This window comes from Levilactobacillus zymae (assembly GCF_032190635.1).
Taxonomy (GTDB): Bacteria; Bacillota; Bacilli; order Lactobacillales; family Lactobacillaceae; genus Levilactobacillus; species Levilactobacillus zymae_A.
The window spans coordinates 860721-886412 of sequence record NZ_JAVLAS010000001.1 but is presented as its reverse complement, the minus strand read 5'-3'; the positions used below and the strand labels follow the sequence as shown (position 1 = coordinate 886412).

At 53.4% G+C, this 25692-nt stretch carries 20 protein-coding genes, 2 pseudogenes and 1 riboswitch; of the genes and pseudogenes, 6 read left to right on the top strand and 16 right to left on the bottom strand.

Annotated elements, in window-relative coordinates; all coding sequences use genetic code 11:
* Positions 1–219: 219 nt before the first annotated feature.
* The gene (locus tag RI501_RS03920) at positions 220–936 is read left to right on the top strand and encodes a gamma-glutamyl-gamma-aminobutyrate hydrolase family protein (RefSeq protein WP_313820453.1); all 717 of its coding nucleotides are present in this window, start codon (positions 220–222) and stop codon (positions 934–936) included.
* 188 nt (positions 937–1124) lie between these two features.
* Here RI501_RS03920 and RI501_RS03915 read toward each other — a convergent pair whose 3' ends face one another.
* The 5 genes and pseudogenes from RI501_RS03915 to RI501_RS03895 all read right to left on the bottom strand — a co-directional run.
* Positions 1125–2177: an aspartate-semialdehyde dehydrogenase gene (locus tag RI501_RS03915; RefSeq protein WP_313820452.1), complete on the bottom strand. Its 1053-nt coding sequence runs from the start codon at positions 2175–2177 to the stop codon at positions 1125–1127.
* A gap of 39 nt (positions 2178–2216) precedes the next feature.
* Positions 2217–3413: an aminotransferase class I/II-fold pyridoxal phosphate-dependent enzyme gene (locus RI501_RS03910; protein WP_313820451.1), complete on the bottom strand. Its 1197-nt coding sequence runs from the start codon at positions 3411–3413 to the stop codon at positions 2217–2219.
* Positions 3414–3613: 200 nt separating this feature from the next.
* Complete coding sequence (gene dapB / locus RI501_RS03905; protein WP_313820450.1) at positions 3614–4390, bottom strand: 4-hydroxy-tetrahydrodipicolinate reductase; 777 nt, start codon at positions 4388–4390, stop codon at positions 3614–3616.
* Positions 4387–5283 (bottom strand): 4-hydroxy-tetrahydrodipicolinate synthase, encoded by an 897-nt coding sequence (gene dapA, locus RI501_RS03900; protein ID WP_313820449.1) that lies wholly within the window; start codon positions 5281–5283, stop codon positions 4387–4389. The genes dapB and dapA overlap by 4 nt, the downstream gene beginning before the upstream one ends.
* 6 nt (positions 5284–5289) lie before the next feature.
* Positions 5290–5913: pseudogene (locus tag RI501_RS03895) on the bottom strand (M20/M25/M40 family metallo-hydrolase); the annotation flags it as partial.
* A gap of 138 nt (positions 5914–6051) precedes the next feature.
* On the opposite strand from RI501_RS03895, the gene RI501_RS03890 reads away from it, so the two are divergent.
* Entirely contained in the window at positions 6052–7335 is a 1284-nt protein-coding gene (locus RI501_RS03890) for an ISL3 family transposase (protein WP_010620868.1), read from the top strand.
* 51 nt (positions 7336–7386) lie between these two features.
* On the opposite strand, the pseudogene RI501_RS03885 reads toward RI501_RS03890, so the two are convergent.
* The 3 genes and pseudogenes from RI501_RS03885 to lysA form a co-directional block, all read right to left on the bottom strand.
* Positions 7387–7920: pseudogene (locus RI501_RS03885) on the bottom strand (M20/M25/M40 family metallo-hydrolase); the annotation flags it as partial.
* The gene (gene dapD / locus RI501_RS03880; protein ID WP_313820448.1) at positions 7917–8621 is read right to left on the bottom strand and encodes a 2,3,4,5-tetrahydropyridine-2,6-dicarboxylate N-acetyltransferase; all 705 of its coding nucleotides are present in this window, start codon (positions 8619–8621) and stop codon (positions 7917–7919) included. The gene dapD and the pseudogene RI501_RS03885, both read right to left, overlap by 4 nt.
* Positions 8622–8636: 15 nt before the next feature.
* Positions 8637–9938 carry a diaminopimelate decarboxylase gene (lysA, locus tag RI501_RS03875; protein WP_313820447.1) on the bottom strand — a complete coding sequence of 434 codons (1302 nt, stop codon included), beginning with the start codon at positions 9936–9938 and terminating at the stop codon, positions 8637–8639.
* Positions 9939–10046: 108 nt separating this feature from the next.
* A riboswitch (Lysine riboswitch) is annotated at positions 10047–10229 on the bottom strand.
* A gap of 175 nt (positions 10230–10404) precedes the next feature.
* Between lysA and RI501_RS03870 the strand changes: the two genes are divergently transcribed.
* Together RI501_RS03870 and dapF are read left to right on the top strand one after the other, a co-directional pair.
* Positions 10405–11781 carry an aspartate kinase gene (locus RI501_RS03870; RefSeq protein WP_313820446.1) on the top strand — a complete coding sequence of 459 codons (1377 nt, stop codon included), beginning with the start codon at positions 10405–10407 and terminating at the stop codon, positions 11779–11781.
* Positions 11778–12779 (top strand): diaminopimelate epimerase, encoded by a 1002-nt coding sequence (gene dapF / locus RI501_RS03865; RefSeq protein WP_313820445.1) that lies wholly within the window; start codon positions 11778–11780, stop codon positions 12777–12779. The genes RI501_RS03870 and dapF overlap by 4 nt, the downstream gene beginning before the upstream one ends.
* Positions 12780–12906: 127 nt before the next feature.
* Here the strand turns inward: dapF and RI501_RS03860 are convergent, their stop codons facing one another.
* The 6 genes from RI501_RS03860 to RI501_RS03835 form a co-directional block, all read right to left on the bottom strand.
* A complete protein-coding gene (locus RI501_RS03860) occupies positions 12907–13500 on the bottom strand; it encodes a hypothetical protein (protein ID WP_313820444.1) in 594 nt (197 codons plus the stop codon).
* A 284-nt stretch (positions 13501–13784) separates the two neighbouring features.
* Positions 13785–15341, bottom strand: coding sequence for a DEAD/DEAH box helicase (locus RI501_RS03855; RefSeq protein ID WP_313820443.1), 1557 nt, complete (start codon positions 15339–15341; stop codon positions 13785–13787).
* A gap of 202 nt (positions 15342–15543) precedes the next feature.
* On the bottom strand, positions 15544–16929 hold the full coding sequence (locus RI501_RS03850; RefSeq protein WP_313820442.1) for a UDP-N-acetylmuramoyl-tripeptide--D-alanyl-D-alanine ligase: 1386 nt from the start codon (positions 16927–16929) through the stop codon (positions 15544–15546).
* A 278-nt stretch (positions 16930–17207) separates the two neighbouring features.
* The gene (locus RI501_RS03845; protein WP_313820441.1) at positions 17208–17993 is read right to left on the bottom strand and encodes a hypothetical protein; all 786 of its coding nucleotides are present in this window, start codon (positions 17991–17993) and stop codon (positions 17208–17210) included.
* Between the two features lie 72 nt (positions 17994–18065).
* Complete coding sequence (gene htpX, locus RI501_RS03840) at positions 18066–18956, bottom strand: zinc metalloprotease HtpX (RefSeq protein ID WP_313820440.1); 891 nt, start codon at positions 18954–18956, stop codon at positions 18066–18068.
* An 8-nt stretch (positions 18957–18964) separates the two neighbouring features.
* Positions 18965–19543, bottom strand: a complete 579-nt coding sequence (locus tag RI501_RS03835) for a LemA family protein (RefSeq protein WP_313820439.1) — start codon at positions 19541–19543, stop codon at positions 18965–18967.
* A gap of 107 nt (positions 19544–19650) precedes the next feature.
* Here RI501_RS03835 and RI501_RS03830 point away from each other — a divergent pair, with 107 nt between their 5' ends.
* Positions 19651–20109, top strand: coding sequence for a low molecular weight protein-tyrosine-phosphatase (locus tag RI501_RS03830; protein ID WP_313820438.1), 459 nt, complete (start codon positions 19651–19653; stop codon positions 20107–20109).
* 227 nt (positions 20110–20336) lie between these two features.
* Positions 20337–20948: a LysE/ArgO family amino acid transporter gene (locus RI501_RS03825; protein WP_313820437.1), complete on the top strand. Its 612-nt coding sequence runs from the start codon at positions 20337–20339 to the stop codon at positions 20946–20948.
* Between the two features lie 15 nt (positions 20949–20963).
* Here the strand turns inward: RI501_RS03825 and RI501_RS03820 are convergent, their stop codons facing one another.
* Together RI501_RS03820 and RI501_RS03815 are read right to left on the bottom strand one after the other, a co-directional pair.
* Positions 20964–23120 carry a hypothetical protein gene (locus tag RI501_RS03820; protein ID WP_313820436.1) on the bottom strand — a complete coding sequence of 719 codons (2157 nt, stop codon included), beginning with the start codon at positions 23118–23120 and terminating at the stop codon, positions 20964–20966.
* A 296-nt stretch (positions 23121–23416) separates the two neighbouring features.
* On the bottom strand, positions 23417–25546 hold the full coding sequence (locus RI501_RS03815) for a hypothetical protein (protein ID WP_313820435.1): 2130 nt from the start codon (positions 25544–25546) through the stop codon (positions 23417–23419).
* Positions 25547–25692: the final 146 nt, after the last annotated feature.

The window sequence follows — 25692 nt, the reverse complement described above, 5'->3', positions numbered from 1 at the left end:
GTGGGACGTTTAATCGGTTAGCCCAAAATGTTACCAAATCGCTAGGAATCCCGCCGTTTAGGTGCTAACCGCCCACGTTAACGTGAACAGGTTTCACGATGATCACCGTGAGCGACGTCCGGGTTGGACGGGCCCACGATGAATCCCCCCCTTAATTGACAATCGAAGAACTTAAGCTAAAATTAGCCCTATAACCCATAGCATAAGGGAGTTGCTTCAATGCGTAAACTTATTGGTATCACGGCGGATGTGCTCTTTGCGACCACCCCCGTCATTAACGAAAAACACGCCGATTTCGTTCCCCGAGACGCGGTTAACGCGGTCCTGGCAAGTGGCGGGATTCCCGTTAGTCTCCCCCACCTGCCGGCGGACCAGGTAGACGGTCTCCTCAGTCGCTTAGACGGGATTATTTTTACCGGCGGCCCGGACATCGATCCCACGCTTTTTGGCGAGGACCCGGTCCCCGCGTTGGGGCTCACCTACCGGCCGCGTGACCTGTTCGAAATCGCCCTGGCCCAACACGCCGTGGCCCAGCACATCCCCATCTTAGGCATTTGCCGGGGGATGCAACTGATTAACGTCGCTTTAGGTGGCACCCTCTATCAAGATCTCGCGACCCAATACCCCGGCGACGACCGGCTTCAACACCACCAAATCGCGCCGGGAAACCTGCCAACTCACTACGTCACGGTTAGTCCCTCAGCGCTCCAACGCACGGTGGGGTCGCACCCCTTTGTCAACTCACGGCACCACCAAGCCATCAAAACCCCGGCTCCTGGCGTGCGGGTGGTGGCCCGGGCTAACGACGGCGTGATTGAAGGCATCGAAACGCCCAACGCTAACATCCAAGGCGTCCAGTGGCACCCGGAAAACATGTGGGCGGCTGATGCTCATCAACGGGCCCTGTTTCAGGCCTTCGTGGCACGCCTAAAGTAATCCGCTTGGGCGCACGTCTTTGGAATAATCCTCGCATCACAAATAGGGGACCCTCGCAAGTCGCGAGGGCCCCCTATTTGTCTGATTAGCTGACCGGCGGCGACCACCGGCCAGATTTAATGTTTCGTTTGGGTTACCGGTGCCCGCTTTGCCCACACACACCGATCTGCGTCTTCACTTGATAATCATTAGACGAGCTTTTGGGCGACTAAGCGTTCTGCGATTTGTACCGTATTCCACGCCGCACCCTTTAAGAGGTTATCGGAAACCGCCCAAAGATTGAACGCCCCGGGGTTTTCCAGATCGGCACGAATCCGGCCGACAAAGGTTTCGCGCTTGCCCGTAGCGTTGATGGGTTGCGGGTAAACTTGATGCGCCGGGTCGTCTTGTAAGACCACACCGGGAGCGGCATCAATGGCCGCGCGCAGTTCGTCAACCGTGGCATCTGGATCACCGGTATCGATCCAGATAGATTCCCCGTGGCTAATCGGGACGGGCACCCGCACACAGGTCGCCGTGACCTTGATATCGGGCGCATCCATGTCGTCTAACATGATCTTCTTGGTTTCGTGAATCATCTTCCACTCTTCATGCGAGTAGTAGTTATCTTCCAACACGTCGATTTGCGGCAATAGGTTAAAGGCTAACGGGTAGTGCTTCGGTTCTCCCTTGGTCGGGAAGATCTCCGCCTGCATGTCCTTATGATCCAGGTAATCTTGCGCTTCACTGTACAGTTCGTTTAACGCGGTTTGCCCGGCCCCGGAAGCGGCCTGGTAGGTCGACACGATGATCTGCTTGAGCCCTACGGCTTGGCGAATCGGTTCTAGGGCCACCATCATCATAATGGTCGAACAGTTCGGGTTCGCAATAATTCCGTGATGGCGTGGTAACACATTTTCGTTGACTTCTGGGACCACCAACGGTACGTCCGGTTCCATCCGAAAGGCACTGGTGTTATCGACACAGACGGCCCCCCGCTTAACGGCTTCCGGCAGGAACTTCTTGGACACGCTCCCGCCCGCCGAGGCTAACACGATGTCGACACCGTCAAAGGAATCTGGCGTGGTTTCTTCCACCGTAATTTGTTGATCCTTAAACGTCAGCGTCTTTCCCGCCGACCGCTGGGAAGCTAAGAGCTTCAGCCGGGCGACCGGAATCGTTGACGCCGCTAACTGCTGAATCATCCGAGTTCCCACGGCACCCGTAGCACCTAAAATTGCAACTGTATACCCTTCACTCATAAAAATGTCACCCTTTCTCATTGCCGCGCTTCACTCAACCTAAGCGTGTTGTGTTAACTTCTCCGTAAAGGCGGCCAAACGTTCCATGGCCGTCTGAATATCGTTCATCGACGCCGCGTAGGAGATTCGGAAGTAGCCCTCGCCACTCTCACCGAAACAATTTCCCGGCGTCACGCCCACTTTGCCCTCTTCGGCCAGCTTCTCCGCGAATTCGACCGAACTCAGGTTAAAGTTAGCCGGAATCTTCGAGAAGGTGTAGAACGCCCCCGCGGGTTTTAGGGGCTGATACCCCAATTCGTTTAACTTAGCCACTACAAAGTCGCGCCGTTGCTGGTAGGCTTCCCGCATGGGCTTGGCGTCATCGCGACCGGTAGTCAGTGCCGCTAGTGCCGCGTACTGGGCCGGATTCGACACGCTGGTCACGGCAAATCCGTGAACCTTAGTGGCGTTAGCGATAAATTCAGCCGGACCCACGAAGTATCCCACCCGGTAGCCGGTCATGGCGTGGGACTTCGACAGGCCGTTGACCAGAATACTCTTACCTGGTAGGAGCTCCGCCATCGACACGTGCGGTTGACCGTACGTCAACTCGGCGTAAATTTCGTCGGTCATCACGTACATGGCTTGGTCTCGGACCACGTTAGCGATTTCTTCTAACTGGGGCCGCGTGTATTCAAAGCCCGTGGGGTTGCCCGGGAAGTTCAAGACCAACGCCTTGATGTTCTCGGCCCCTTCGCGGTCGATCACCGCTTGTAGGTGTTTACCGGTCAGCTGAAACCCATCGGCCGTGGTGTCAATTTCTACCGGGATTGCCCCGAAGAGCTTGACCACCGCCATGTACAACGAGAAGGTCGGCGTGGGAATCAAAACCTTGTCACCGGGATTCAAGATGGCCCCAAATGCCGCGAAAATGGCTTCCGTGGCCCCCACGGTGACCACAACTTCATTTTCGGGATCGTAGTGGACCCCAAAACGGTCGTCGAGGTAGTCACTGATGGCCTGCCGCAAGGGCAGAATCCCCTTCTGTGGCGCATAGTGTGACTTATTGGCGGTGATACTTTCAATGGCGGCCTGCTTCACGTGTTCGGGGACGTTGAAGTCGGGTTCACCTAACGTTAACTTGATTAAATCAGGAATCTTCGCGAATTTCTGGGCGAAGTACCGAATCGGCGAAATGCCGATCGGCGCAACGGTTTGGTTCACGATATCCTTGATGTTTGCATCTAATTGGGGCATGCGCCCTCACCTCATTCGTCAAATTTTAGCTGGTGTTAGCGTAGCCACCGGTGACTGGCGGGCTCTCTGACCCACTTAGGTCCCGGTGCTGGTTAGACGTTCAGCCAGCATGCTACTAGCATACCCTGAAACCGTTCACTTTGTCTGCATCTTCACAAATTATTCATTTTCTAGTGGCTGGCGGTCCAAACCAAGTGGCCTTAAATTAACTGTTCCAACCCAACAATCAACTCATCTCGCGTCATCACCGCATCGAGTGCCAACCGGACACCGGTCATGAACGACGCCCGATCGGTGGTACTTTGCTTGATGGTTAACGTTTCGCCGGGGCCACCAAAGATGGCCTCTTCGTCGGCAACGAATCCGGGCAACCGAATCGCGTGGATCTTGATACCGTGATAATCGCCACCGCGGGCCCCCAGCGGATCTTGTTCCTGGGGATTCCCCGGTTCATCGTGGCCCTGGGCATCGTAGATCAACTTCGCCGTGTTCAGCGCGGTGCCGGACGGCGCGTCTAACTTATCATCGTGGTGGTATTCGACCACCTCGGCGTGGTCAAAGTATTTCGCCGCAAGCTGAGCAAACTTCATCATTAGTACGGCCGAAACGCCGAAATTAGCGGCGATGATCCCCCCCACGTGATGTTGGTTGGCCAGCTGCTTCAGCTCGGCAATCTGCTGCTCACTCATCCCACTGGTGCCAATGACGGGACGAATCCTGTGTTCGATAGCGAATTGGGTGTTGGTAAACGCGCCACTCGGCGTGCTGAAGTCGATCCAGACATCGGCCCCAATCGTGATTTGATCGAGTTGGTTAAACACCTGGACGGTTGGTGCCAGACCATACGTGGCGGGCGTTAAATCCGTAACGGTCGGGTTATAGACCCCGACCAACTGGAGTTGCGCGTCCGCTTGAATCATGGCTAGGACCTTTTGTCCCATGGCACCGGTAAACCCGGAGACAATCGCTGAAATCATTCCTGAACCTCCTCTTCGTCACCTAACGCCCGGTACAGCTGGGCCTTTTCGTCAGCCGTTAGGGTTTGAATCGGTAGGCGACAACCGCCCACCTGGTAGCCCCGGTCATTCAATACGGCCTTAACCGGCGATGGTGACGGGTACATGAATAACGCCGCCATCTTCGGCGTGAGTTGCCGTTGTAAAGCCCCGGCGTGTTGGTAGTGGCCGTCTTCTAAGCTGCGATACATCGCTGCCATCTGGTCGCCGTACAGGTGCGAGGCAACGGAAACCACGCCGGTGGCCCCAATCACCTTGGCAAACAAAGCTTGGGCGTCCTCACCGGTATAAACCAAGAAGTCCTGGGGAGCGTGTTCCACGATGTATTCCAAATCGCTCAACGAACCACACTGCTTGACCCCCGCGATGTTAGGCACCTGAGCCAATTCCACGACGGTTTCTTTGGCCATGGTTACGCCGGTGCGACCTGGAATGTTATAGATAATAATCGGGAGTCCCGTCGTCGCCGCAATGGCCTTAAAGTGGGCAATCATCCCCCGTTGATTGGGTTTGTTATAGTACGGGACTACCTCTAAGGCGTAGTCAATTCCCGGGATCTGGGCCACCTTGCGCGTGAATTCAATGGTCGCCTGGGTGTTGTTACTACCACATCCGGCAATAATGGGAACTCGACCGGCCACGATCTTCGCGAACCGGGTGTAAAGTTCCAACTTCTCGGCCTCACTCAGCGTTGGGGTCTCCCCCGTGGTTCCTCCAATGACGAACCCGTTGGTCCCCGTGGCCAACAACCGGTTGGTCAGGTGCTCTAAGGCCTCATAATTAATGGCCGTTGCGTCAGCGTTAAACGGTGTAATAATTGCCGTGATTAAGTCTGCTGTTTTCACCATGTCCACTCCTTTTTAAGCTTGCATTCGTGCTTCTAAGAATCCGGTCATCGCCGTGACACCCGCCATGATCGCCGCTTCGTGCGGCACAAAGGTCGCGGCGTGCAGCGCCCCGGGACTATCCACGCCCAACCAGAACATGGTTCCCGGAATCTGGGCTAACAAGTAGCCAAAGTCCTCGCCCGTCATGGCTGGCCGGGTCTCCTGAAAGGCCACTTGTGGTGCCCGTTGCATATAATCGATAAACCGTTGCGTCAGTTCCGGATTGTTTTCGACGGGGTAATATCCGCCCTGGTTAAAGTCGACGTCGATGGTCGCGTTATAGCTGGCGGCCACCCCGTTAGCAACCTCTTGGACCCGTTGGCGGATCCGTAAGAGCATCTCTTGTGTCAACCCGCGAATCGTCCCTTCGAGCCTAGCTTCACCGGCAATCACGTTGCGAATTGTCCCGGCCGTGACCTTACCAAACGTGATTACCCCACAGCGCGTAGGGTCAATATCCCGTGAAATAATGGTCTGCAGCTGCAGGATTAACGCGGCGGCAATCACCACGGCATCGGTCGCCTCGTGGGGGAAAGCCGCATGGCCGCTCTTGCCGTGAATGGTCAAGTTGACCTCCGTGGTCCCGGCAAATAACGGCTCTATACTTTTTCCTGTTGATGAACTACCAATGTGGTAATCTATTAACAGGATTTTTTTGAAAAAAAAAGAGGCCCACAGGTCCCCACACACAAAAAAATCCACCCACTACAGCATCATCAAAGGATGTGAGAAACCATGAACCCTATAGATAATAATATAAAATTTTCACTCAGTATTAAAGACCCAAATGTTATTTTTTTCAGTTATAAGCATCAATTCATAAAATCAAAACCTGCTAAAGTCTATGTTGCCAATGTAAAAGCCACTTATACAAGGTGTCCTCAATGTGGTTTTGAAAACTTTAGTCATAACGGACACTATGTGTCACGCGTTTCATATCCGTCGGCCAACGCTAGTGAGCCCGTCTATCTTGAACTTCATAAAGAACGATTAATCTGTAAAAATTGTGGAAACTCGGTAATGGCAACAACAGACCTCGTCAATAAGTATTGTAATATTTCCAAAGCTACCAGACAAAAAATATTCATGCATCTTCAGGATGATCGTACTCAGACTAGTATTGCTTTAGATAATAGTGTTTCTCCCAGTACCGTTTGTCGCTATTTAGACAACTATGATGATCTATTTCGGAGAAATTATCATTCTTTACCTGAGCACTTATCTATGGATGAATTTCGTGGTGTTGGCGGCGATTTCCACTTTCTTTGTATTAACGGTGATGGTGATCATGAAATTCAACAGATCCTACCGGATCGCTTTAAACAAACTATTATTGATTACTTTAATAAGTTTGACAGCACCGCTAGAAAGCAAGTAAAGACAGTTTCTCTGGACCTTAATAGTTACTATCAAGATATCGCCAGATTGGTATTTCCAAATGCCAAAATAATTGTCGATCGTTTTCATATTGTTGCGATGATGACTAGATCTTTTAACCAAAGTCGCGTTCAAATTATGAAAGAATACAAGAAACAATCCAAGGAATATCGGATGCTTAAATTCTCCTGGAAACTTTATTTAAAACACTTCGATGAGCTTGAGATTAAAAAAACATTTTTCGATCGACACCTTAGGAAACAAGTAACTCAACTCGAAAGAGTTCAGTTAGGTCTAGATGTTGATGAAAGACTGTTAAATACTTATAACGCCATGCAAGGCATTATGATATGTCTTAAAAATCACGACAAAGATGGTCTTGTTCAATATTTATATAACAACGATAAGCTTAGCTCGCAAATGAAAGATGTTTTAACCACATTTAAAAAGAATCTTGAAATAGTCCTCAATGCCAGTGAATCAAAGTATTCTAATGGTCCAATTGAAGGGATCAATAGAATGATTAAGCAAATTCAAAGAACTGCCTTCGGTTTCCGAAATTATCACCACTTAGTTTCAAGAGTTAAATTACAACAAATGAGAACCAAACCAAACAAAAAGACACTGTTAGAAGTTGCATAACTTCTAACAGTGTCCCAAATTCATCTATCAACAGGATTTGACAAAGAGCCCAAATAACGTCCCGTTACGACACCCGATCGTCCCCGTAGGTAGGTCGGGATTGTCGTGTAAGCCGTAGAATTCGTCAACGTGGTAGTCCCCGGTTAACAGGCCCAAATCGTAGGCCCGTTTCCCACCACTCTCGCTTTCCTCGGCGGGCTGGAAGAAAAATACCAGGTTATCCTGGGGCTGATGCGTCGCAAAGTAACTCAGAATTCCCAGGGCAACGCTCATGTGGATATCGTGCCCGCAGGCGTGCATCACCCCGGGGTGTTGTGACCGCACCGCGTGGTCGGCCGGCTCACTGACCGGTAAGGCATCGATGTCGGTCCGGTACCCGATGGTCCGTTGCGGCCGGCTGCCGGTGACGCGCACCAATAGGGCCGTGGGCAATCGTGAATCTTCGTGCACGGTCAGGTAAGTCTGGGGCAAGGCCGCGATAACTTCCTTTAAATAGGCGTGCGTTTGCGTTTCGTGTAACGCCAGCTCCGGAATCTGATGAAGGTGCCGGCGAATCTGAATGAGTTGGTCTGCTGTTAGGGTCATAGGCGGCGTAAGTCCTGTTCAATGTGGGTCTTATCAACGGTCTGCTGATCTTTAATCTTCAAGATCCGGGCAGGAACCCCCGCTACCACGGCGTTAGGGGCCACGTCTTTGGTCACCACGGCACCGGCACCCACCACGGCGTTATCGCCGACCTCGACGCCTTCTAGAACCACCGCGTTGGCCCCCACCGTCACATTGTTGCCGATGGTGACCGGCTTAGCGGAGGCGGGTTCGACCACTCCCGCTAGGACGGCATTAGCGCCGATGTGGGAGTTCTGGCCCACCGTGGCTCGTCCCCCTAAAACGGCACCCATATCAATCATGGTCCCTTCCCCAATCTCGGCACCGATATTGATAACGGCCCCCATCATGATGACGGCATTGTCACCAATCGTGACCTGGTCACGAATAATGGCGCCCGGTTCGATGCGGGCATTCACGTGCTCAATCGGTAGTAACGGCACCGCGGAGTTTTGGGCGGTCACTTCTAAATGGTAGTCGGCCGCGTCTTTCCCGGCTAAAAGCGGTGCAATGGCCCGGTAATCACCGTAGAGAATGGCAAAATCCGCCGTCAAGAAGCTCTGGACATCCGCCGGAATATCGGCGGCGGTCAAGTGGCCTTTCAAGGTAACCTTAACCGGCGTAACCTTCTGGGCGTTTCCAATGTAGGCAATAATTTCTTCAGCACTTAATTTTTGCATCTCATTCTCTCCTATCTATAGGTATGATTGATCTAAACGCGTCAAGTCCGCGTAACTTTCCCGCTGAACCACACATTTAGCCTGACCGTTCTCGACGAAAACCACGGCGGGCCGGGGATTACGGTTATAGTTCGACGCCATCGAGTACCCGTAGGCACCCGTTGCCAATAGCGCCACCAGATCGCCTGGCACCACGGCCGGGAGTGCGGCCTGATCGATCAGAATATCGCCGGACTCACAGTACTTTCCCGCCAAGTGCACGGGTTCCACCGTGGGGGCGTTTAAATGATTGGCACACACGGCATCGTACTTAGCTTGGTAGAGTGCTGGGCGAATATTGTCGCCCATCCCCCCATCAACCGCCACGTATGAGGTCAGTTCTGGAATATCCTTGCGGGCCCCCACCGTGTAAAGGTTATACCCAGCCGGCCCCACAATCGACCGACCCGGTTCAATCCAAATCTCCGGTAACTCGAGTTGCCGTTGGGCGATCCGCTTTTTCAAGGTCGCCGCAATGTCATCGATGAACGTCTCGGGGCCCAGGGGATGGTCATCCGCCGTGTAACGAATACCAAAGCCCCCACCCAGGTTTAAAATCTGGGGCACGTAGTGGAACTTCGCCCGCCAATCGGCGGAAATGTCCACCAGCTTGTTGACCAACATTTCAAACCCTTCGGGACCAAAAATCTGCGACCCGATGTGGGCGTGAATGCCAATCAAGTGCATCTGCTCGATGTTCAAAACTTCCTGGACCGCTTGATCGGCCTGCCCGGAATCTACGTCAAACCCGAACTTACTGTCAACCTGCCCCGTCTGGATATACTTGTGGGTGTGCGCCGAAATCCCCGGCGTCAACCGGAGCATCACGTCGACGTTCGTGTTCTTTTCCAAGAGGATCTCGTGTAACAGTTGGATCTCATAAAAGTTATCTAAGATGATGACCCCAATGTGGTGATCCACCGCCATTTCCAACTCGGCACGAGATTTGTTGTTCCCATGAAAGCTGATCCGGCTGGCCGGCAAGCCCGCCTGAAGGGCCGTGTAAAGTTCACCCCCGGATACCACGTCCGTGTGAATTCCGGCTTGGTTGACCAACTGATACATCGCGACCGTGGCGAAGGCCTTGCTAGCATAACTAATCTGATAGCGAAGCCCGTTGGCCACTAAGCTGTCCCGAAAGGCCTGGATTTGTTGTTTAATCGCCGCAACGTCGTACACCACCAGTGGCGTTCCGAAGTCGTGGGCTAAGTCGACCGTGTCCACCCCACCGATCATTAAATGTCCCGCAGCATTCGCGGTTAAGTCTGGATTCTTCATACGCTGCTCCTACCTTTCACCTGAGCTCGGGGACGAAAAAAGGATCCCTTTGTTTGCTCACGTAAACAAAGAGACCCCTCCCTAAAAAAACAGAAGTTTAAATCTTCTATCGTCGTAAGCACCCCGTAGCCGACATTTTTGCTACGACAGTTCGGGTCCTCTTAGTCACCCGTCCCAGCTTACTAGACCCTGTATGTCCTAGCGCTTCGGCAACCGCCCCTTTTCCCCCGTTCATCGTTCATACAGGAACTCACGAAGGTACTTATGTTGGTCGCAACCTCTAAAATTCAATTGTATTTTAGATTATAACAGTCCTCATAATTCGTCAAGGACTCTCATCATTTTTTCAAATGTTTTCCAACTTTACGAATCAAAATTAGAATTTTCGGCTTGATTTAATTTCGAAAACTGATAAAGTCGTCATTAAAAACACGTGAGCGTCTTTTAACTCTTTGAGGTGATAAATGTGAAAGTTGTTAAGTTTGGTGGCAGTTCCCTAGCTACCGGTCAACAGGTCAACAAAGTGATTAACATTATTCAAGCTGATTCGGATCGTCAAGTGGTCGTCACCTCGGCGCCTGGTAAACGATTCGACAAGGACATTAAGGTGACCGATCTCCTCATTCAATACGCCACTCAGGTGCAACAAGGCGCCGACTTTCAAGCGACGGTAACGGCGATTAGTCAACGGTACCAGGAGATTAGTGACTATTTCCAATTACCCGACGACACCCTAACCCTCATCAACAAAAAGTTAGCGGCCCTCGCCACCACTAAGTTTGCCGACGACGAACACCTGCTGGCGGCCTTCAAAGCCCACGGTGAACTGCTAAACGCCATTCTGATTGCCGCCGTGCTGAACCACCAAGGAATTCCCGCTAAGTTCGTCGATCCACGGGTCGCGGGCATCTTAGTAACCGGTCATCCCAACGATGCCGACGTTTTGTCTTCGACCTACGCTAACCTGGCGCAGATTAAGCCCCACAACGCCCGGCTGGTCTTCCCGGGGTTCTTCGGTTACACCCCGGACGGCGATATCTACACGTTCGCCCGCGGTGGTTCCGACATCACCGGGTCCATCCTTAGTCGGGGGATGAACGCCGACCTCTACGAAAACTTTACCGACGTCGACGCCATCTACGCGGCCAATAACCACGTGGTTGACCATCCGGCCATTATCCAGAAGATGTCCTACCGGGAAATGCGAGAACTCTCGTACGCCGGCTTCTCGGTCTTCCAAGACGAGGCCATCATCCCGGCGGTGCAGGGTCAGATTCCGGTCAACGTTAAAAATACGAATAATCCCAGCGCCCCCGGAACCTTAATTGTGCCGTCTCAATTCGTGTTCAATCCGGCGACCCCCATCACGGGGATTGCCAGTTCCCGCCGGTTCTCCGCGTTGTACTTACACCGCTACCTGCTCAACAAGGAAGTTGGCTTCACCCTGAAGCTGTTACAAATTTTCAAACGCTATAACATTTCTTACGACCACATGCCTACCGGGATCGATGACCTGACGGTGATTTTTGACCGCTCCAAGCTCGATAATGCGACCATTAAGGCGCTATGCAATGATGTGCATAAAACGTTGGACCCCGACTACCTCGAGTGGATCGACGACTACGCCATTATCATGGTCGTCGGCGAAGGTATCGCACACAATATTGACACCATTAGTAAGGTGATCGACGCCCTGACTCAAAACAACATTGCCATCCACATGATTAACCAAGGGGCTTCACAGATCTCCATCATGCTCGGGGTGCAATCTAAGGACGCCGACAATGCCGTTCGTTACATTTACCAGACCTTCTTTCAACCCAGCGAGGTGACTAATTCATGAGTACCCTAACGAAAGCTCACGGCTCCGAAAATCAATTCTTCATCCTGGACCAGACACTCCTAGAAAACCCGTTAAACGACGGTGAATTAAGCCAGTTGGCCATTCAACTCTGTGACTCCGACCACCACGTCTTAGGTGGTGCCGATGGCGTTCTGGTGGTGAATACCACCGACCATCCCGATTGTCTCGGAGAGATGCGCATCATCAATGCCGACGGTTCCGAAGCCAAGATGTGTGGCAACGGTTTACGGACCGTCACACGTTACCTGGCCGAAAAGTTCCACCAAACCAAGTTTAAGGTGGCCACCCCGTTCATGGACTTAGCCGTTGAGCAAGCCCCGGCCCTGGCGCCGAAAGTTCCGGCCTACAGCGTGCAAATTGCGCCGATTTCCATGGCAGCTCAGGACTTGCCCCTACACTACCATGACCAACCGGTGCTCGACAATCAGTTAGTCCCCGAGTTTCTCCCGGAGCAGCGTTTTACGGCCATTGCCGTGCCCAACCCGCACTTGATCAGCTTCGTCGACCAGATCGATCAGGCCGACCTCGGCCAACTCGGTCAGGGCTTAAACGCGACTAACCCCTACTTTACCGAAGGGGTCAACGTGAGCTTCGCGGTCATCGAGGGGCCCAACCAACTCTTCGTGCAGACCTACGAACGTGGCGTGGGTTTCACTAACGCCTGCGGGACGGGAATGTCGGCCACCAGTCTGGCCTTCGCCCGTCAATTTACCGACCAGTTTGATCCGGCCCACCCCATTACGGTCCGGAATCCGGGCGGTTCAGTTCAGGTTCGCGTGGTGTTAGGCGCGACGGCGGCGACTAGCCAACTCCACTTGATTGGCAACGCGACGTTTACCGCTAAGCTTGACCTACCCGAAGCCGATTTGCACCACGCCGTTTTAAACCAAATCACCGTGCGGCCGACTGACGAGGAAATGGCCTACCAGGCCTTCGTCCAAGCGGCCAACGACCACGCTGCATCGTCTGAAAACTAAAGTTATGACCTTCGACTCACCTAACTTACCGTTGGGTGAGTTTTTGTTTGGGTGCAGCCCGGTGACCGTAGCAAAAAAGGGTTGCCCACTTCGGCAACCCTTTCGATCCGCTATAGTTGATGTTTGCTTACTTCACGTTCGCGTAGGCTTTCGCCAAGCCTAATTTATCGGCCTTCGTTAAATTACTGTGCCACCACCCAAACCCATTCACAAAACTATCATTTCCAGCGGTGTTTTGGTCAAGACCTAATCCGACCGCAATCACGCCCATTGCATTGATGGTCTCCATGGTCTTCCCACCAACGGTCTTATTACTTTTTTCAAAATAAGCTTTTTTGACGCAAACTTTGCGATTTAGCTTTAAGCTTGCATGCCTATAAATGCCTAACCCATTCTTTTCTTTCCCATTCCATGAAACGTCCCAAGGACTATTACCTTTAAGCTTTGCAACGGTGGTCAGCGTCATTTTGGCCTTTTTCTTCGAAGTGGCCTTTAACTTAACAGTGCCATTGTTGTTAAGTTTATGTATGGCCTTTGTCCAAACCTTTTGCCAGTGTTTAGATGACGAGTTGATATGATAGGTGACTGTACGCGACGTAAAATGACCGGTATAGGGCGTAGCCAGAATACTGGCACTGGCCGGCGTGGCACCACCAAAGGCGAACATGCCGACGACTACGGCACCGCTCACGGCAATTTTCTTAATCAAACTGTTCTTCATGCTGATAATTCCCCTTTTTGTAAGTAATGTGCCAAGTGTAGCATAGTGCCACGACACATTATGGCGTCACCTGCTAAACGGGAGAACTTTTTTAAATATACCTGTTTTTACGTCTTAGCTTCATCATGACTAGCGTTGCCGGCTAGAAAAACAATTCATACGGCGAAAGCCATGTTTGGTTGGCTCAACTCCGGGACCGTTCCATTCCAGTTAGACGCGTAAAAAAATCCCGCATCAGCCTAACGCCAATGCGGGATTCCCTAATCATTCTCTTTTAAATGAAACTAATCTTTTTTCCGAATCGTGAAGCCGTGCTTGGCCCTTTCGGAACGCCGACCACCGTTGTTGCGCCGATCCCGGTTGCCACCCCGGTTTCGATCGTTGCGGTCGTTCCCGCTCCGCCGGTTCCGGTCATAGTGCCGGTGTTCGCCACCGCCACGGTGTCCGCCGTTACCACCACGATGGTAACCGCCACCACGATGATAACCACCACCGCTGCCGTGACGCTTGCCGCCGCGCTTAGGCAACGGCCGTTCTGGCGTAATCTTAACGGGTACCTGGCTGTTGTCGTCCTTGGTGACCGCGTTTAATAACGCCGCCGCTAAGTCTTCAGCATCGTACTCGTCCAATAGACTCTTCGCTGCGTCCGCGTACTTCTCAGTATCCGTCTTGTTGATCAGATCAGAAACGGCTTCCTTAGCCACACCTAATTGACCCACAAAGGCTTCTTCGGCCGAAGGTGGCTTCAGAGGCAGCATCCGCACCTTGGTCAACTTTTCGATTTCGCGTAAGTAACCCATTTCGTTCGGCGTCACGAAGGTCATAGAAACCCCGTGCTTCCCGGCACGGCCCGTCCGGCCGACCCGGTGAACGTAACTATCGGGATCTTGCGGAATATCGTAGTTGTACACGTGGGTCACGTCGTTGATATCGATCCCCCGGGCAGCCACGTCGGTTGCCACCAAGATGTCCAACTTTCCGTGACGGAATTCGTTCATGATCTGGGTCCGGCGCTTTTGCGTCAAGTCCCCGTGAATTCCGGCAGCGTTATACCCGCGGGCTTGTAACCCGTTGGAAATTTCGTCGACCCGGCGCTTAGTCCGCGTAAAGACGATGGTCAAGTCTGGGTCTTGCACGTCAAAGAAGCGCGTCATCACGTCAAACTTTTCAAAGTCTCGGGACCGCACGTAGTATTGATCGATCAGATCCGTGGTCAATTCCTTGGCCTTGATCTTCACGTGCTTCGGGTCTTGCATGAATTGCACCCCGACCCGCTTGATTTCGGGTGGCATGGTAGCCGAGAACAGCATGGTTTGCCGTTCTTCTGGCAATTGCTTGATAATGTCTTCAATGTCGTCCAAGAAGCCCATGTTCAACATTTCGTCGGCTTCATCTAACACCAACATTTGAACGTGGTCCAGCTTCAGCGTCCGCCGCCGGATGTGGTCTAATAACCGACCAGGCGTCCCGACAACGACTTGGGGATGGTTCTTTAAGCTCTTGATTTGCCGCCGAATATCTGCCCCACCGTAAACGACTTGGACGTTGGCCCGTTCGTTACGGCCTAATTTATAGATTTCTTCTTGCGTCTGGATGGCTAGTTCCCGCGTTGGGGAAACCACCAAGGCCTGGACGTTTGGATTGTTTTTATCAATCTTTTCCAGAATGGGGAGTGCGAAGGCTGCCGTTTTACCAGTCCCGGTTTGGGCTTGGCCAATCACATCTTGGCCAGCCAAGACCATGGGGATGGTTTCGGCTTGAATTGGGGTCGCTTCTTCGTAACCTGCATCAGTAACAGCTTTCAGTAGGTCCTCGGAAAGACCCAGTTCTTTAAACTTCAAGTATAATTTCCTCCTAATAATGAGTACGTCACCCTAGTGCCTTGTTCGTCTTGGAAAAAATCCGTTTCCCGTGAAGCGGCTAACAATTGGCTAGAGCGGAGTAAGTTCGGTTCTTAAATTTTACAACTCACCCATCATACAACGCCGGATTAAAATAAGCAACTTCCAAGACTCCCGGAAATTGCTTACATTTAAACTATTTTCAGTTTTTTTCGGTCGGCATTAGCTGCGCCAACACGTTTTCAAGGTGAATGCCGTGCGACCCCTTTAACAATACTTGATCGTCGGCCGTGATGGTGGCTTGTAATGCCGCCGTCACACCGGCTAAGTCGTCACTCGCAAAATGCGTGACGGGTAGTTCTGGGGCCGTGGTGGCTAGGGCCGCCTGCAACGCCTTCATTTGCGGGCCCACCAGATAAACGTGAGCGAACTTGGTCGGATCTAAAGCGCTCGCTAAGCCGGCGTGCAGTTCGGCGGACTGAGCGCCCAACTCTAACATATCGCCTAAGACCACTAGGCGGCGGCCCTTGACCAGTGTTTGGCCAAAGGCATGTAACACCTCGCGGACCGCCGTGGGATTAGAATTGTACACGTCGCTCAGCAGACTTTCGCCCTGAGCGCCGGTGACCCATTCGGCCCGATTCTTGGTTAGCGGCACCGTTTGTAAGGCTTTTTGCGCATTTTCGGGGCGAATCCGGTACAGATCGGCGACCGCTAAGGCGGCCAAGGCATTGTTGACGTTGTAATCACCAATCATTGGTACCGTGAAATGGACCTCGGGCCACTTGTTGGTGGTAAAGCTGGTACTAGTCGGTGTGTCCGTGACGGCGGTCGCGTACAGGTCGTTAGTGGTTTGTCGACCAAAGGTTACCTGTTGTTGAGCCAGGTCGCCCACGCGCTGCCGCAACAACGGCTCGTCGCCGTCATAGACGAAGAACCCGTCGCCACTCAATCCGTGGGTAATCTCAAACTTGGCGTCCGCAATCTTATCACGGGTACCGAAGAACTCGATGTGTGCTTCCCCAATCATGGTAATCACGGCCACGTCCGGTGTGACCAACTTACTCAAGAAGTCCAGTTGTCCGGGCCGGTCCATCCCCATTTCAACCACCAACATTTCGGTGTTGGGCTCCATGGAGAGCACCGTCATCGGCACCCCGATTTCGTTATTGAAATTAGCGTAGGTCTTGGTCACGTTGAATTGCGTGCTTAAGAGGGCCGCAATCATATCCTTAGTCGTGGTCTTCCCGTTGCTCCCGGTAATGGCCACCACCCGGGGGTTGATCTTGGTCAGGTAATAGCGGGCCAACGTTTGTAAGGCGGTCAGCGAGTTTTCGACTTGAATTACGGGGAAATCGGCTGGGGCCTTAGCTAAGTCTTGAGCCCACAGGGTTGCCACCGCACCGTGATCAATCGCCGATTGGATAAACTGGTGACCGTCTTGTTCTCCGGTCAATGGGATAAAGAGGCCCCCGGGTTGCAGGTGCCGACTATCAAACGCCACGCTGGTCACGTTGACGCTCGCCCACTGTTCGTAATCATTGATTGCCCCGACTGCATGGGCAATTTCCGCAAGTTGCATCTTCATTTTTTGTCTAACTCCCATTTTCGCGTGGCACTGCCGCCACCCGTCATTAGCTTTCTCGGGCTCATCTGGTCCGGGATAAAATTCTGACTCCCATTATACCATGAATCACGGGGAGGAAATTTAAAAAGCCCGATTGGTCGAACCGCAATTCAATCAGGCACGCAAGTAACCCTCAACCCAGCACTACGCCCCCAAGCGGTTCGGCCGGCCACCGAAGAAACCACTATGGGCCAAAAGAAAAACCCCCGTCACGATTTTTCGTGCGGGAGCTCTCGTGCTTAGATTAGATCGGCAACCTCGCTAAATTCTTGGTTGTCGTGAATCGTCAACGCCCATTCACGGGTGGTTAAGTCATACCGTAAACTCGCGACCTCTTTAGAATCGGCATACACCTCTTCTTGCGTGTGCCAAGTCGCTTGGTGTTCGGGATGGTGAATGGCCCGGACCGGAATCATGTACACCCGGTGCCGTTCCACCAATTGATCAAACGCAATCACCGCACCATCCATCAGTCCCTCTGTCAGCTGTAACAAGATCTCGTGAGGGACGTCGCTGATGGCTAATGGTCGGGCAAACACCCAGCGGTTGTTGTGCATCGCCCGCAGGTGCCGCTTAATGCTCACGTCCAACACGTGGTTGAAGTTACCCAGCTGCCGGTAATAAATTTTGTAGAACCCATCACGCAGGGTTAGGAACGCATAGTCGTTTTGCAGCTTAGCGTAAAACGGCGTGCGTAAATGAGTCTCCATGTGCCCCAGGTACAAGAGTTCCGCAATTTCTGATGGGAGTAAAAAGTCCAAGTCATCCGCGTGAACGTAATCGAGCCACTTGACCGCGGCCGTGTGCTTGGCGAGTAAATAACGCCGCACCTGGGCCTGGCCCGCAATGGTCTGAAAACGCGTGTGCGGGTTCAACGTGACGTCGGTCCCAGCCTCCGCATTGAGCAACAGGAGCTGATTGGGAACCTCGGGAACCCCGTTTAAAAAATCAGCGGGCGATACCCCTAACGAGTAAACCATGTTGGTAACGGGTTCTAAACTGAGATAGACAAAATTTCCACGCATGCGCTTTACACTCTTTCTACTAAAATTCCCTTCCCATTGTACACCGAAACGACGCCGATTCGGTGAGTTTTTCTACATTTTTTCGAGCCGGGCGATTCGATCGGCAATCGGCGGATGCGTTGCGAATAAATCCGTCATTTTGCGCTTATTTTTAAACGGATCGCCAATGTACATTGCCGCACTGCTGGGGTCCGCCTCCTGCATCGGTTCGCTATCGTCAATCTTCTCCAGCGCCGAAATCAGGCCCTGCGGATTTCGCGTCAGTTCCACGCTAGAGGCGTCGGCCAGATATTCTCGATTACGTGATAAGGCCATCTGCGCAATACTGGCCGCCAACGGTGCCAAGAAAATCAGCAAGATGGAAACCACCATCGCAATGGCGCCACCGGCCGAGTCCCGGTCGTCATCATCGCGTCCCCCGCCGAACCACATCAGATGACTGGCGAGGTTCACCAAGAAGCTAATGGCCGCTGACAAGGCTAGGGCAATGGTTTGCAGGCGGATATCATAATTCCGGACGTGTGAAATCTCGTGACCAATCACGCCTTCCAGTTCCTCACGATTCAACCGGGTCAGTAACCCCGTGGTCACCGCTACGGCGGAATGTTCAGGACTATTCCCCGTCGCAAACGCGTTGGGACTAGCATCATCAATGATAAAGACGCGTGGCATCGGTACGCGGCCCACCAGCGCCATGTCTTCGATCAGGTGCCAGAGTTGGGGGGCCTGATCTTCATGCTTAATCTCCCGCGCATTATTCAAGCTCATGACCACGTTGGTCGAGTTACTAATCATGATCAACATGTACACGGCCGTCACGACCAGCGCCCACAGACAACCAACCAGCCAATTACCGGCAAACACGTCGCCCAACGCCGCACCTAACGCCACGACTAATAGCGTAAAACCAACCATCACATAGCCGGTTCGTCGTTTATTCATGGCAATTTGTTCATACAGCATAGAATCGCCTACTTATTATCGTTGCCAAAGTCGTCAAAGTTCACTTTTGGCGCCGCTTTTTCTTCTTCTGGAACCTGTAAGTACGCCTCTTGCTTGAAGTGGTGAATGTTCGCCACCAAGTTGCTGGGGAAGGATTGAACCTTCATGTTCAGGTTGGCCACGGTACTGTTATACAACTGCCGCGAGTAGGCAATTTTGTTTTCCGTATTCGTTAACTCTTCCATTAATTGGGAAAACTGCGTATTGGCCTTCAGATCCGGGTAATTTTCCGCCACCGCAAACAGGGAACGTAACGTCCCGGACAGTGCGTTGGAAACCTCCATGGTCTGTTGCCGGTCACCGGCGGGCACCGCCGTTAACTGATTACGTAACTCAACCACCTTTTTTAAGGTTGATTGTTCATAATTTGCGTATCCTTTCGTCGTGGAAATCAAATTCGGAATCAAATCGTTCCGTCGCTTAAGCTGCACGTCAATTTGACTCCACGATTCCTGTACGTGGGTGCGGATCTGGATGAAGCCGTTGTACAGCGTCACATACCAAATCACTAATAAAACCACCACAATAATGGCAATAATCCAAGCCATCGTGACCACTCCTCCAATTAAATTTGTTAGACTTATCATAACAAACGCGGTAGGGCGACACCAGCATCTACCTAGTAATTTTACCAATCCTTTAGGAGGTTCACCATATGCACCATATTTTATTCGTTTGTCTAGGCAACATCTGCCGCTCCCCCATGGCCGAGGCCATCGCTCAACAGCTGATTGACCAGCACGGTTGGCAATCCCAGTTTACCGTTAAATCCGTTGCGACTAGTCCCGAAGAAGAGGGGAACCCGCCCCATCCCGGCGCCTTAAAGGCCATGCGCCATCACGGGCTAGACGCTAGTGACCATCGCTCGCGACCCATCACCGCCGCTGACTTTACGTGGGCCGACACCATCATCACCATGGATCACGCCAACGTCGCCAACCTGCAACGGTTGGCCCCGTCAGCCGCCGACGCCGCTAAGGTGAAGCTTTGCTTGGACATTCTTCCCGGTCGGCAGGGACAGGCCATCGACGATCCCTGGTATACCCACAAATTCGAACTCACCTATCAGGAACTGGCCGCCGCAATTCCAGCGTGGTTAACCGCCCTAAAATAGGGTCATTTCTATTATAAGCCGTTGGTCAGTAGCGTGATGACCTGGCGAATTCATCCAAAAACGTTGCGCCCATAAATTAGTTTTAATAAAACGTGAACGCCTCCCGCACCGGGGCGTTCACGTTTTTTGACTTGGTTGGGTGGTCAATCGTCATTTGGTTGGGGACAGGACTTTCGCGGCTTTCTATAATGGGACCCAGCAACTTAATTCTGGGAGGTAACTTCACCATGACTTTTTTAATTCAAGGACTCACCATGGGGCTAGCCTACGTGGCACCGATTGGACTCCAAAACCTATTCGTCATCAACTCCGCACTGGGCCAGCCCAAACGACGGGCCCTATTGACCGCCTGGATCGTGATTTTCTTCGATATTGCCCTTTCGCTCAGCTGCTTTTTTGGCATCGGGGCGCTGATGCAACGCTATCACTGGCTGCAAGCCGTGATTCTCTTAGTGGGCAGTCTCATCGTGATCTACATCGGGGCCAACCTATTACGTACCCATCCCACCACTCAAGCGCCCCAAGAGGTGGTGACCGCGTTGGGGAAAACCATCGTCACCGCCTTTGTCGTGACCTGGTGTAACCCCCAAGCCATTATCGATGGCACCATGCTACTGGGGGCCTTTCACGTGTCGATGCCCGCTAGTAGCGCCGCTCCGTTCATCACCGGGGTCGCCTTGGCCTCGGTGATTTGGTTTTCTGGGATCACCCTGTTGATTTCCCACTTTAAAAATGGGTTTAACGCTAAGATTCTGCGAGGCATTAATCTCGTTTGTGGGCTCATTATCCTCTTATACGGAGCCAAACTCTTCTGGACCTTTACGCAACTGGCCTTTTAGTCGCCCGGCTTCGCGCTAGGCAGGGGCATCTTGCAGTAACCAGGTCAACATACCCTGATACGTTCCCGGTAGGTTGGTGCCGTACAACTTCAGGAACAACCCGGTCTGGGCGTTCCAACTGGCGGCCACATCCACCTGGTCCGGCTCCGGGGTCGCCTTTTTGTGCGTCATAATTGGATTGCTGGCAGTAGCTTTTAACGGAACCGCAGTAGCCGTGGGTGATTGGTAGACTAACTGCCCGGCCAACGACCGTTGCGCAGAACGAAACGGTGTCGTGATCGCCAATAAGTTCCACCGACTGCCCACCGCACGGGTATCCTCAATGGCTAACTGCCACTTGCCGGCGGGCGCCACCATTTGGGGACTGCCCGTTAGCGTGGTCGGCGTAAAGGCTGCCGCGGTGGAAACCGGGCCAAAACTCAACTTGCCGGCGGTAATGGTCACCGTCTGCGCTAGCGAACGGTCGCCCGCCGCATCGCTCGCCACCACCGTTACCCGGTTCAGGCCACCGCGCAATTGGGTCACCGGCACCGACACGGTAAATTGTCCGGTCGTCGTGGGGGTAACGACCGGCAACTGTCCCGGATCGTCATTGAGGATGGGCGTGACCGTTAACCCCACGGCCCCCGCCTGAGTCGCCGTTGCACCAACCCGTCCCGTGATGGTCACCCTTTGTCCGGTCGCCAAGACCGCAGTTGGTGAGGTGAGCTTCACCCACAACTTGGGAACCAGTCGCTGCACGGTAAACGCCGGGGTACTGGCCGTTGCTACGGCCTCGTTACCCTTAAAGTGACTGGTGGTCCCCGCAACGGTGGTGTCGGTATTGGTGACTCGCCCACGTAACCGGATTTGAACCGTCGACCGGTTGCGATTTAAGTTCGGTAGTGAGTAACTCACGGCGCCGTTAGCGAGCTGGCTAAGCGACAGGGCCGTGGTCTTCCCGTCAATCGTCAGGCTGGCCTGGTCATAGTCAATGCCCTGGGGCAAACGCAGACTTGCTTGCAGTCCCGTCCAGTCCGATGACCCGTGCGTATAGTGCGTGGTGTAGGTCAACCGCACATCGTCGCCCCCGGTCACCGTCTCGCCGGGGGCGACGGTCCGTCCCGTGGTGGTATCGGTCAGATCCGCTGCGGCCGTGCTTTGGACCAGGTTCGGTAATTGCTCGACCACCACGGCATGGTCCTCGCGGATACCGGAGTTGTTCGCCCCCGTCATCGCCGTCACTCCCCACCGAACTTGGTGAGTCGGACTGTGAAAAATCTGTGGATCTACCGTCACCGAACGTTTAATCCCCGGCAACGCCGCTCCCGTGTCCGGATCCTTATCGTCGAATAAGTAGGTCATCTGGTGAGTCGTCGCATCCCAGTTCAGCGTCAGGTGGTACCAGGTCTTGGCCAGCAGAAAGTTGGCGTCGTCCCCCTGGACCAAGCTACTATAGTCAATCGCCGAAGAATAGGCGGTGGGGACGTGCGGTTTCGTGACGCTTTGGGGAACATAGGTGGTGGGTTCTCCGGGAGCTCCCGTCCCGATATGGGGATAGCGGATGACCGGAGCATTCGCCCTGACCTGGTGATCAAAGTTATTCCCCGGATGAGTGTTTTGCGGAAAGCCCGCATTGTTGTGGGTGTCAAACACTAATGCCCAGCTATTTTGAATGGCCGTCTGCGCCACCGCAGCCGCCGTCGCCGTGTTCTGGTCCACCCCCCAGACGCCTAAGGTCTCACTGGGAATCGACAGTCCGCTGGGGCCGGCCGCCGTTCCCCGGGCATCATTCTGTAAGACCAGAGCGAGGCCCTCACCAGGGGTCCCCGTCGCCCCCCGATAGCCGAGGTGGAGCCACAGCGAGAGCGTTTGGTTCTGATCCAGATGAAAGTCGTAACCGGGCCGTGACCAAAAAAGTCCGGCCTTGCCGTACCAATCATCCGTCAACAAGAGCATTTGGGTGTGCTTAGCTTGGGTCGAGGTCACCGTTTGAAATGGGTCGACCCGGTTAAAGGCATATCCCGGCAAGCTGGCCGTGCCCATCTCCAGGTAGCGCTCTAGCTCCACCCCTTGCGGCGCATCGGCTCGCGCCTCTGTGGCATCCGATCCGTGTACCACTCCCGGTCGACCGATCCCCAATAAAATTACCATGCCCATGACCCACCAGCGCCAACTTCCCCAGATTCTCACGCTGCCCGGACTCCCTTCGTTTTAATAAATTATTTTATCCCAGCAACCATTGCTTCCGTTGCCTAATATACCGCAAGGCCGACCGGAACCCTACACTTTTTAAGCTGTATCAATTGCTGGCCAATTTAGTTTCCCCATCATCTATCACCCTAGCGCCCGCAGCCCGGGCCAACTAAGCGGGGCCACCACCTCACTCAAAAACGACAATGATCCCCAACTTTCGGGAATCATTGTCGTTTTAACGTACTACTTCATCAATTAAACAACCGAGCGTTCACTTGGCTCAGCCCGTGATGTTAAGCCGGCGCATTTTGCAACGTCCAGGTAATCTGGCCACTGTAGGTTCCCGCCGTATTATTGCCGGTCAGGTGGAGCAACAGGCCCTTATCCTGGGTCCAATTACCCGCAACGTCGGTCACATCGGTATCCGCATTGGTGCGCGTATGCGTCATAACCGGCGTCGCCGTCTCACCAATCGTCTTTTGATCCCCCGTGGTATCTTCATAGACTAAAGCGCCCGAGAGCTTACGGTCCGACGCCACGAAGGGCGCACTAACCTGAGCATTCAATTGCCACTGGCTGCCAACCGCCCGCGTGTCCTTAACCTTCAGTAACCATCCGCCGTTGGTGGCCACGTTCTGGCTCTCCCCGGTTAGCGTGGTATCGTTAAAGGCCGCTTCTGAAGAGATGGACTCAAAGGCCAAGACCCCCACGTTGATGGTCACGGTGGCTTCCGGTGAGATGTGACTACTGGTATCGTAGGCGCTCAACGTCAAGGTATTGCCCCCGACGGTCAAGGCACTCGCCGGAATCGTTACCGTAAAGTGCCCCTGCGGATCCTGATCGCTTAACGTCACGTTCGGCAGATCCGTTTCGCCCACCCGCGGATGGATGGTCAGGTTGCTGTTGGTAAACGAATTCGTGCTGGTTATCGTCCCCGTAACCCGTACATCCTGGCCCTTGACGGTGTCCAGACTCGTTTGGTCCGGTTTCACCGTGAGTGCGGTAGTTACCGGATTAATCTTCAAATCATTAGCCTTGGCCGTGGCGACGGATTCCGTCCCCACGAACTTCGTGGTTCCGCCCCGAATGCTCAACCCAGCCTGAGTGCTGGGAATGGTGGCGTCCACCGTCACCGTGGCCGTGGGATTATCCGGTCCCAACTGACCGACCTTCCAGGTATCTTCCAGGTTCGTGGTCAGGTTGCTCATATCCGAAATCTTGGTGACCTGGTTACCATTCGTGATGGTGGCCCCCGTATAGGTTAAGCCCATCGGCACCTTCACGTTAGCGGTCACGTTGGTCCAATTGCTATTGGGATTAGAGGTGTCCCGATTGTAGGTGGCCGTGTAAGTATATCGGAGGTGGTCCCCCGCATTGATTAACGCCCCATTAGTCACCGCCTGGCCGGTGGTCAAGTCCTGCACGTTCGCCGTAGCGGAACTATCCACCAGGTTCGGTAAGCTTTCGAAGATCACAGCGTTATTTTCGAAGTTGTTTGCGGTAATCGAGCCCGTGAAGCCCCACATCACCTTGCCCGTTGTCGTCGCCAGCTTGCTGGTATCCAACTGGGCACTCCCCGTGGCTCCGGTAGCGGTTTCATTTGTAAGGGGATCTTTATCGTCAAACGCGTAATTCATGGTGCCGGTGGCATGGTGCCATTTAACCGTTAAATGGTGCCACTGATTATCCGACAACCATTTACCGTTACGTCCCTGAACTAAATCGTGATGAGTCAGCACGGCCGTCCCCGAACTCATCTTGTAGGTCCCCGCATCCCCCGGGTAATTCCAGCCAATGTGGTCGTAGGTGTTCCCGGCGTCAAAGTTAGCACCCTTGACCGTACTATTGTTAAGGTGTGAGTCAAATTCCAGCGCCCAGCTGTTTTGAATGGCCGATTGAGCCACCGCCGTAGCGGTCGTCCCGAAGTCGTACCCCCACACCCCCAAGGTTTGCCCCTGAAAGTCGGCGCCTGAGTTTCCGGCGATAGCCTTGGCCCCCCGGGGATCATTCTGTAATACTAACGCCATACCATCACCCGCAAAGTCGTTGGCGGGCGTGGTCGAGCCCCGGTTACCGAAGTACAACCACATCGACGCCGTTTGATCCCGGTTCAGGTCGAATTCAAAACCCGGTTGTGACCAGACCGATCCCACCTGGTTATCCTTCCCCCTGATCGAGTCATCCGTTAAGGCCACCATCTGGGTGGGATTCGTCGCCGGGTCTGCGGAAACGTCCTGCACGTTCGCCACGTTATAGTATCCCGTACTTAGTTGTCCTTGCCCCACCTGAAAATACTGACTTAAACGAATACCCTGGGGCGCAGTATTCTTGGCAACCGTCCAGTCTGCGGCCGCCGTTAACCCGCCCAGGCCCCAGGCGGTTAAGGCCACCATGCTGCCCAATAGGACTTGTTTGAATGTCATTCAAGGTTCCTCCCTTGTATCCCCTCATGTCGTGGGCGTTCACCGTAACCACCCACCGGTTGCCGGTCATCCGATATCCGTGACCGGTAAGCTCAACGTGGCTAGTGCCCGGCCTAACCTCGCAACACAATTAAATTACCCGTGAA

Bases quoted from the DNA above. Each gene is read 5' to 3' on its own strand.
- RI501_RS03845 (WP_313820441.1), bottom strand. From the start codon at position 17,993: ATGCGTGGAAATTTTGTCTATCTCAGTTTAGAACCCGTTACCAACATG.
- dapD (WP_313820448.1), bottom strand. From the start codon at position 8,621: ATGCAAAAATTAAGTGCTGAAGAAATTATTGCCTACATTGGAAACGCC.
- RI501_RS03920 (WP_313820453.1), top strand. From the start codon at position 220: ATGCGTAAACTTATTGGTATCACGGCGGATGTGCTCTTTGCGACCACC.
- RI501_RS03835 (WP_313820439.1), bottom strand. From the start codon at position 19,543: ATGGCTTGGATTATTGCCATTATTGTGGTGGTTTTATTAGTGATTTGG.
- RI501_RS03830 (WP_313820438.1), top strand. From the start codon at position 19,651: ATGCACCATATTTTATTCGTTTGTCTAGGCAACATCTGCCGCTCCCCC.
- htpX (WP_313820440.1), bottom strand. From the start codon at position 18,956: ATGCTGTATGAACAAATTGCCATGAATAAACGACGAACCGGCTATGTG.
- RI501_RS03915 (WP_313820452.1), bottom strand. From the start codon at position 2,177: ATGAGTGAAGGGTATACAGTTGCAATTTTAGGTGCTACGGGTGCCGTG.
- lysA (WP_313820447.1), bottom strand. From the start codon at position 9,938: ATGAAGAATCCAGACTTAACCGCGAATGCTGCGGGACATTTAATGATC.
- RI501_RS03815 (WP_313820435.1), bottom strand. From the start codon at position 25,546: ATGACATTCAAACAAGTCCTATTGGGCAGCATGGTGGCCTTAACCGCC.
- RI501_RS03860 (WP_313820444.1), bottom strand. From the start codon at position 13,500: ATGAAGAACAGTTTGATTAAGAAAATTGCCGTGAGCGGTGCCGTAGTC.
- RI501_RS03910 (WP_313820451.1), bottom strand. From the start codon at position 3,413: ATGCCCCAATTAGATGCAAACATCAAGGATATCGTGAACCAAACCGTT.
- RI501_RS03850 (WP_313820442.1), bottom strand. From the start codon at position 16,929: ATGAAGATGCAACTTGCGGAAATTGCCCATGCAGTCGGGGCAATCAAT.
- dapF (WP_313820445.1), top strand. From the start codon at position 11,778: ATGAGTACCCTAACGAAAGCTCACGGCTCCGAAAATCAATTCTTCATC.
- dapB (WP_313820450.1), bottom strand. From the start codon at position 4,390: ATGATTTCAGCGATTGTCTCCGGGTTTACCGGTGCCATGGGACAAAAG.
- RI501_RS03825 (WP_313820437.1), top strand. From the start codon at position 20,337: ATGACTTTTTTAATTCAAGGACTCACCATGGGGCTAGCCTACGTGGCA.
- RI501_RS03890 (WP_010620868.1), top strand. From the start codon at position 6,052: ATGAACCCTATAGATAATAATATAAAATTTTCACTCAGTATTAAAGAC.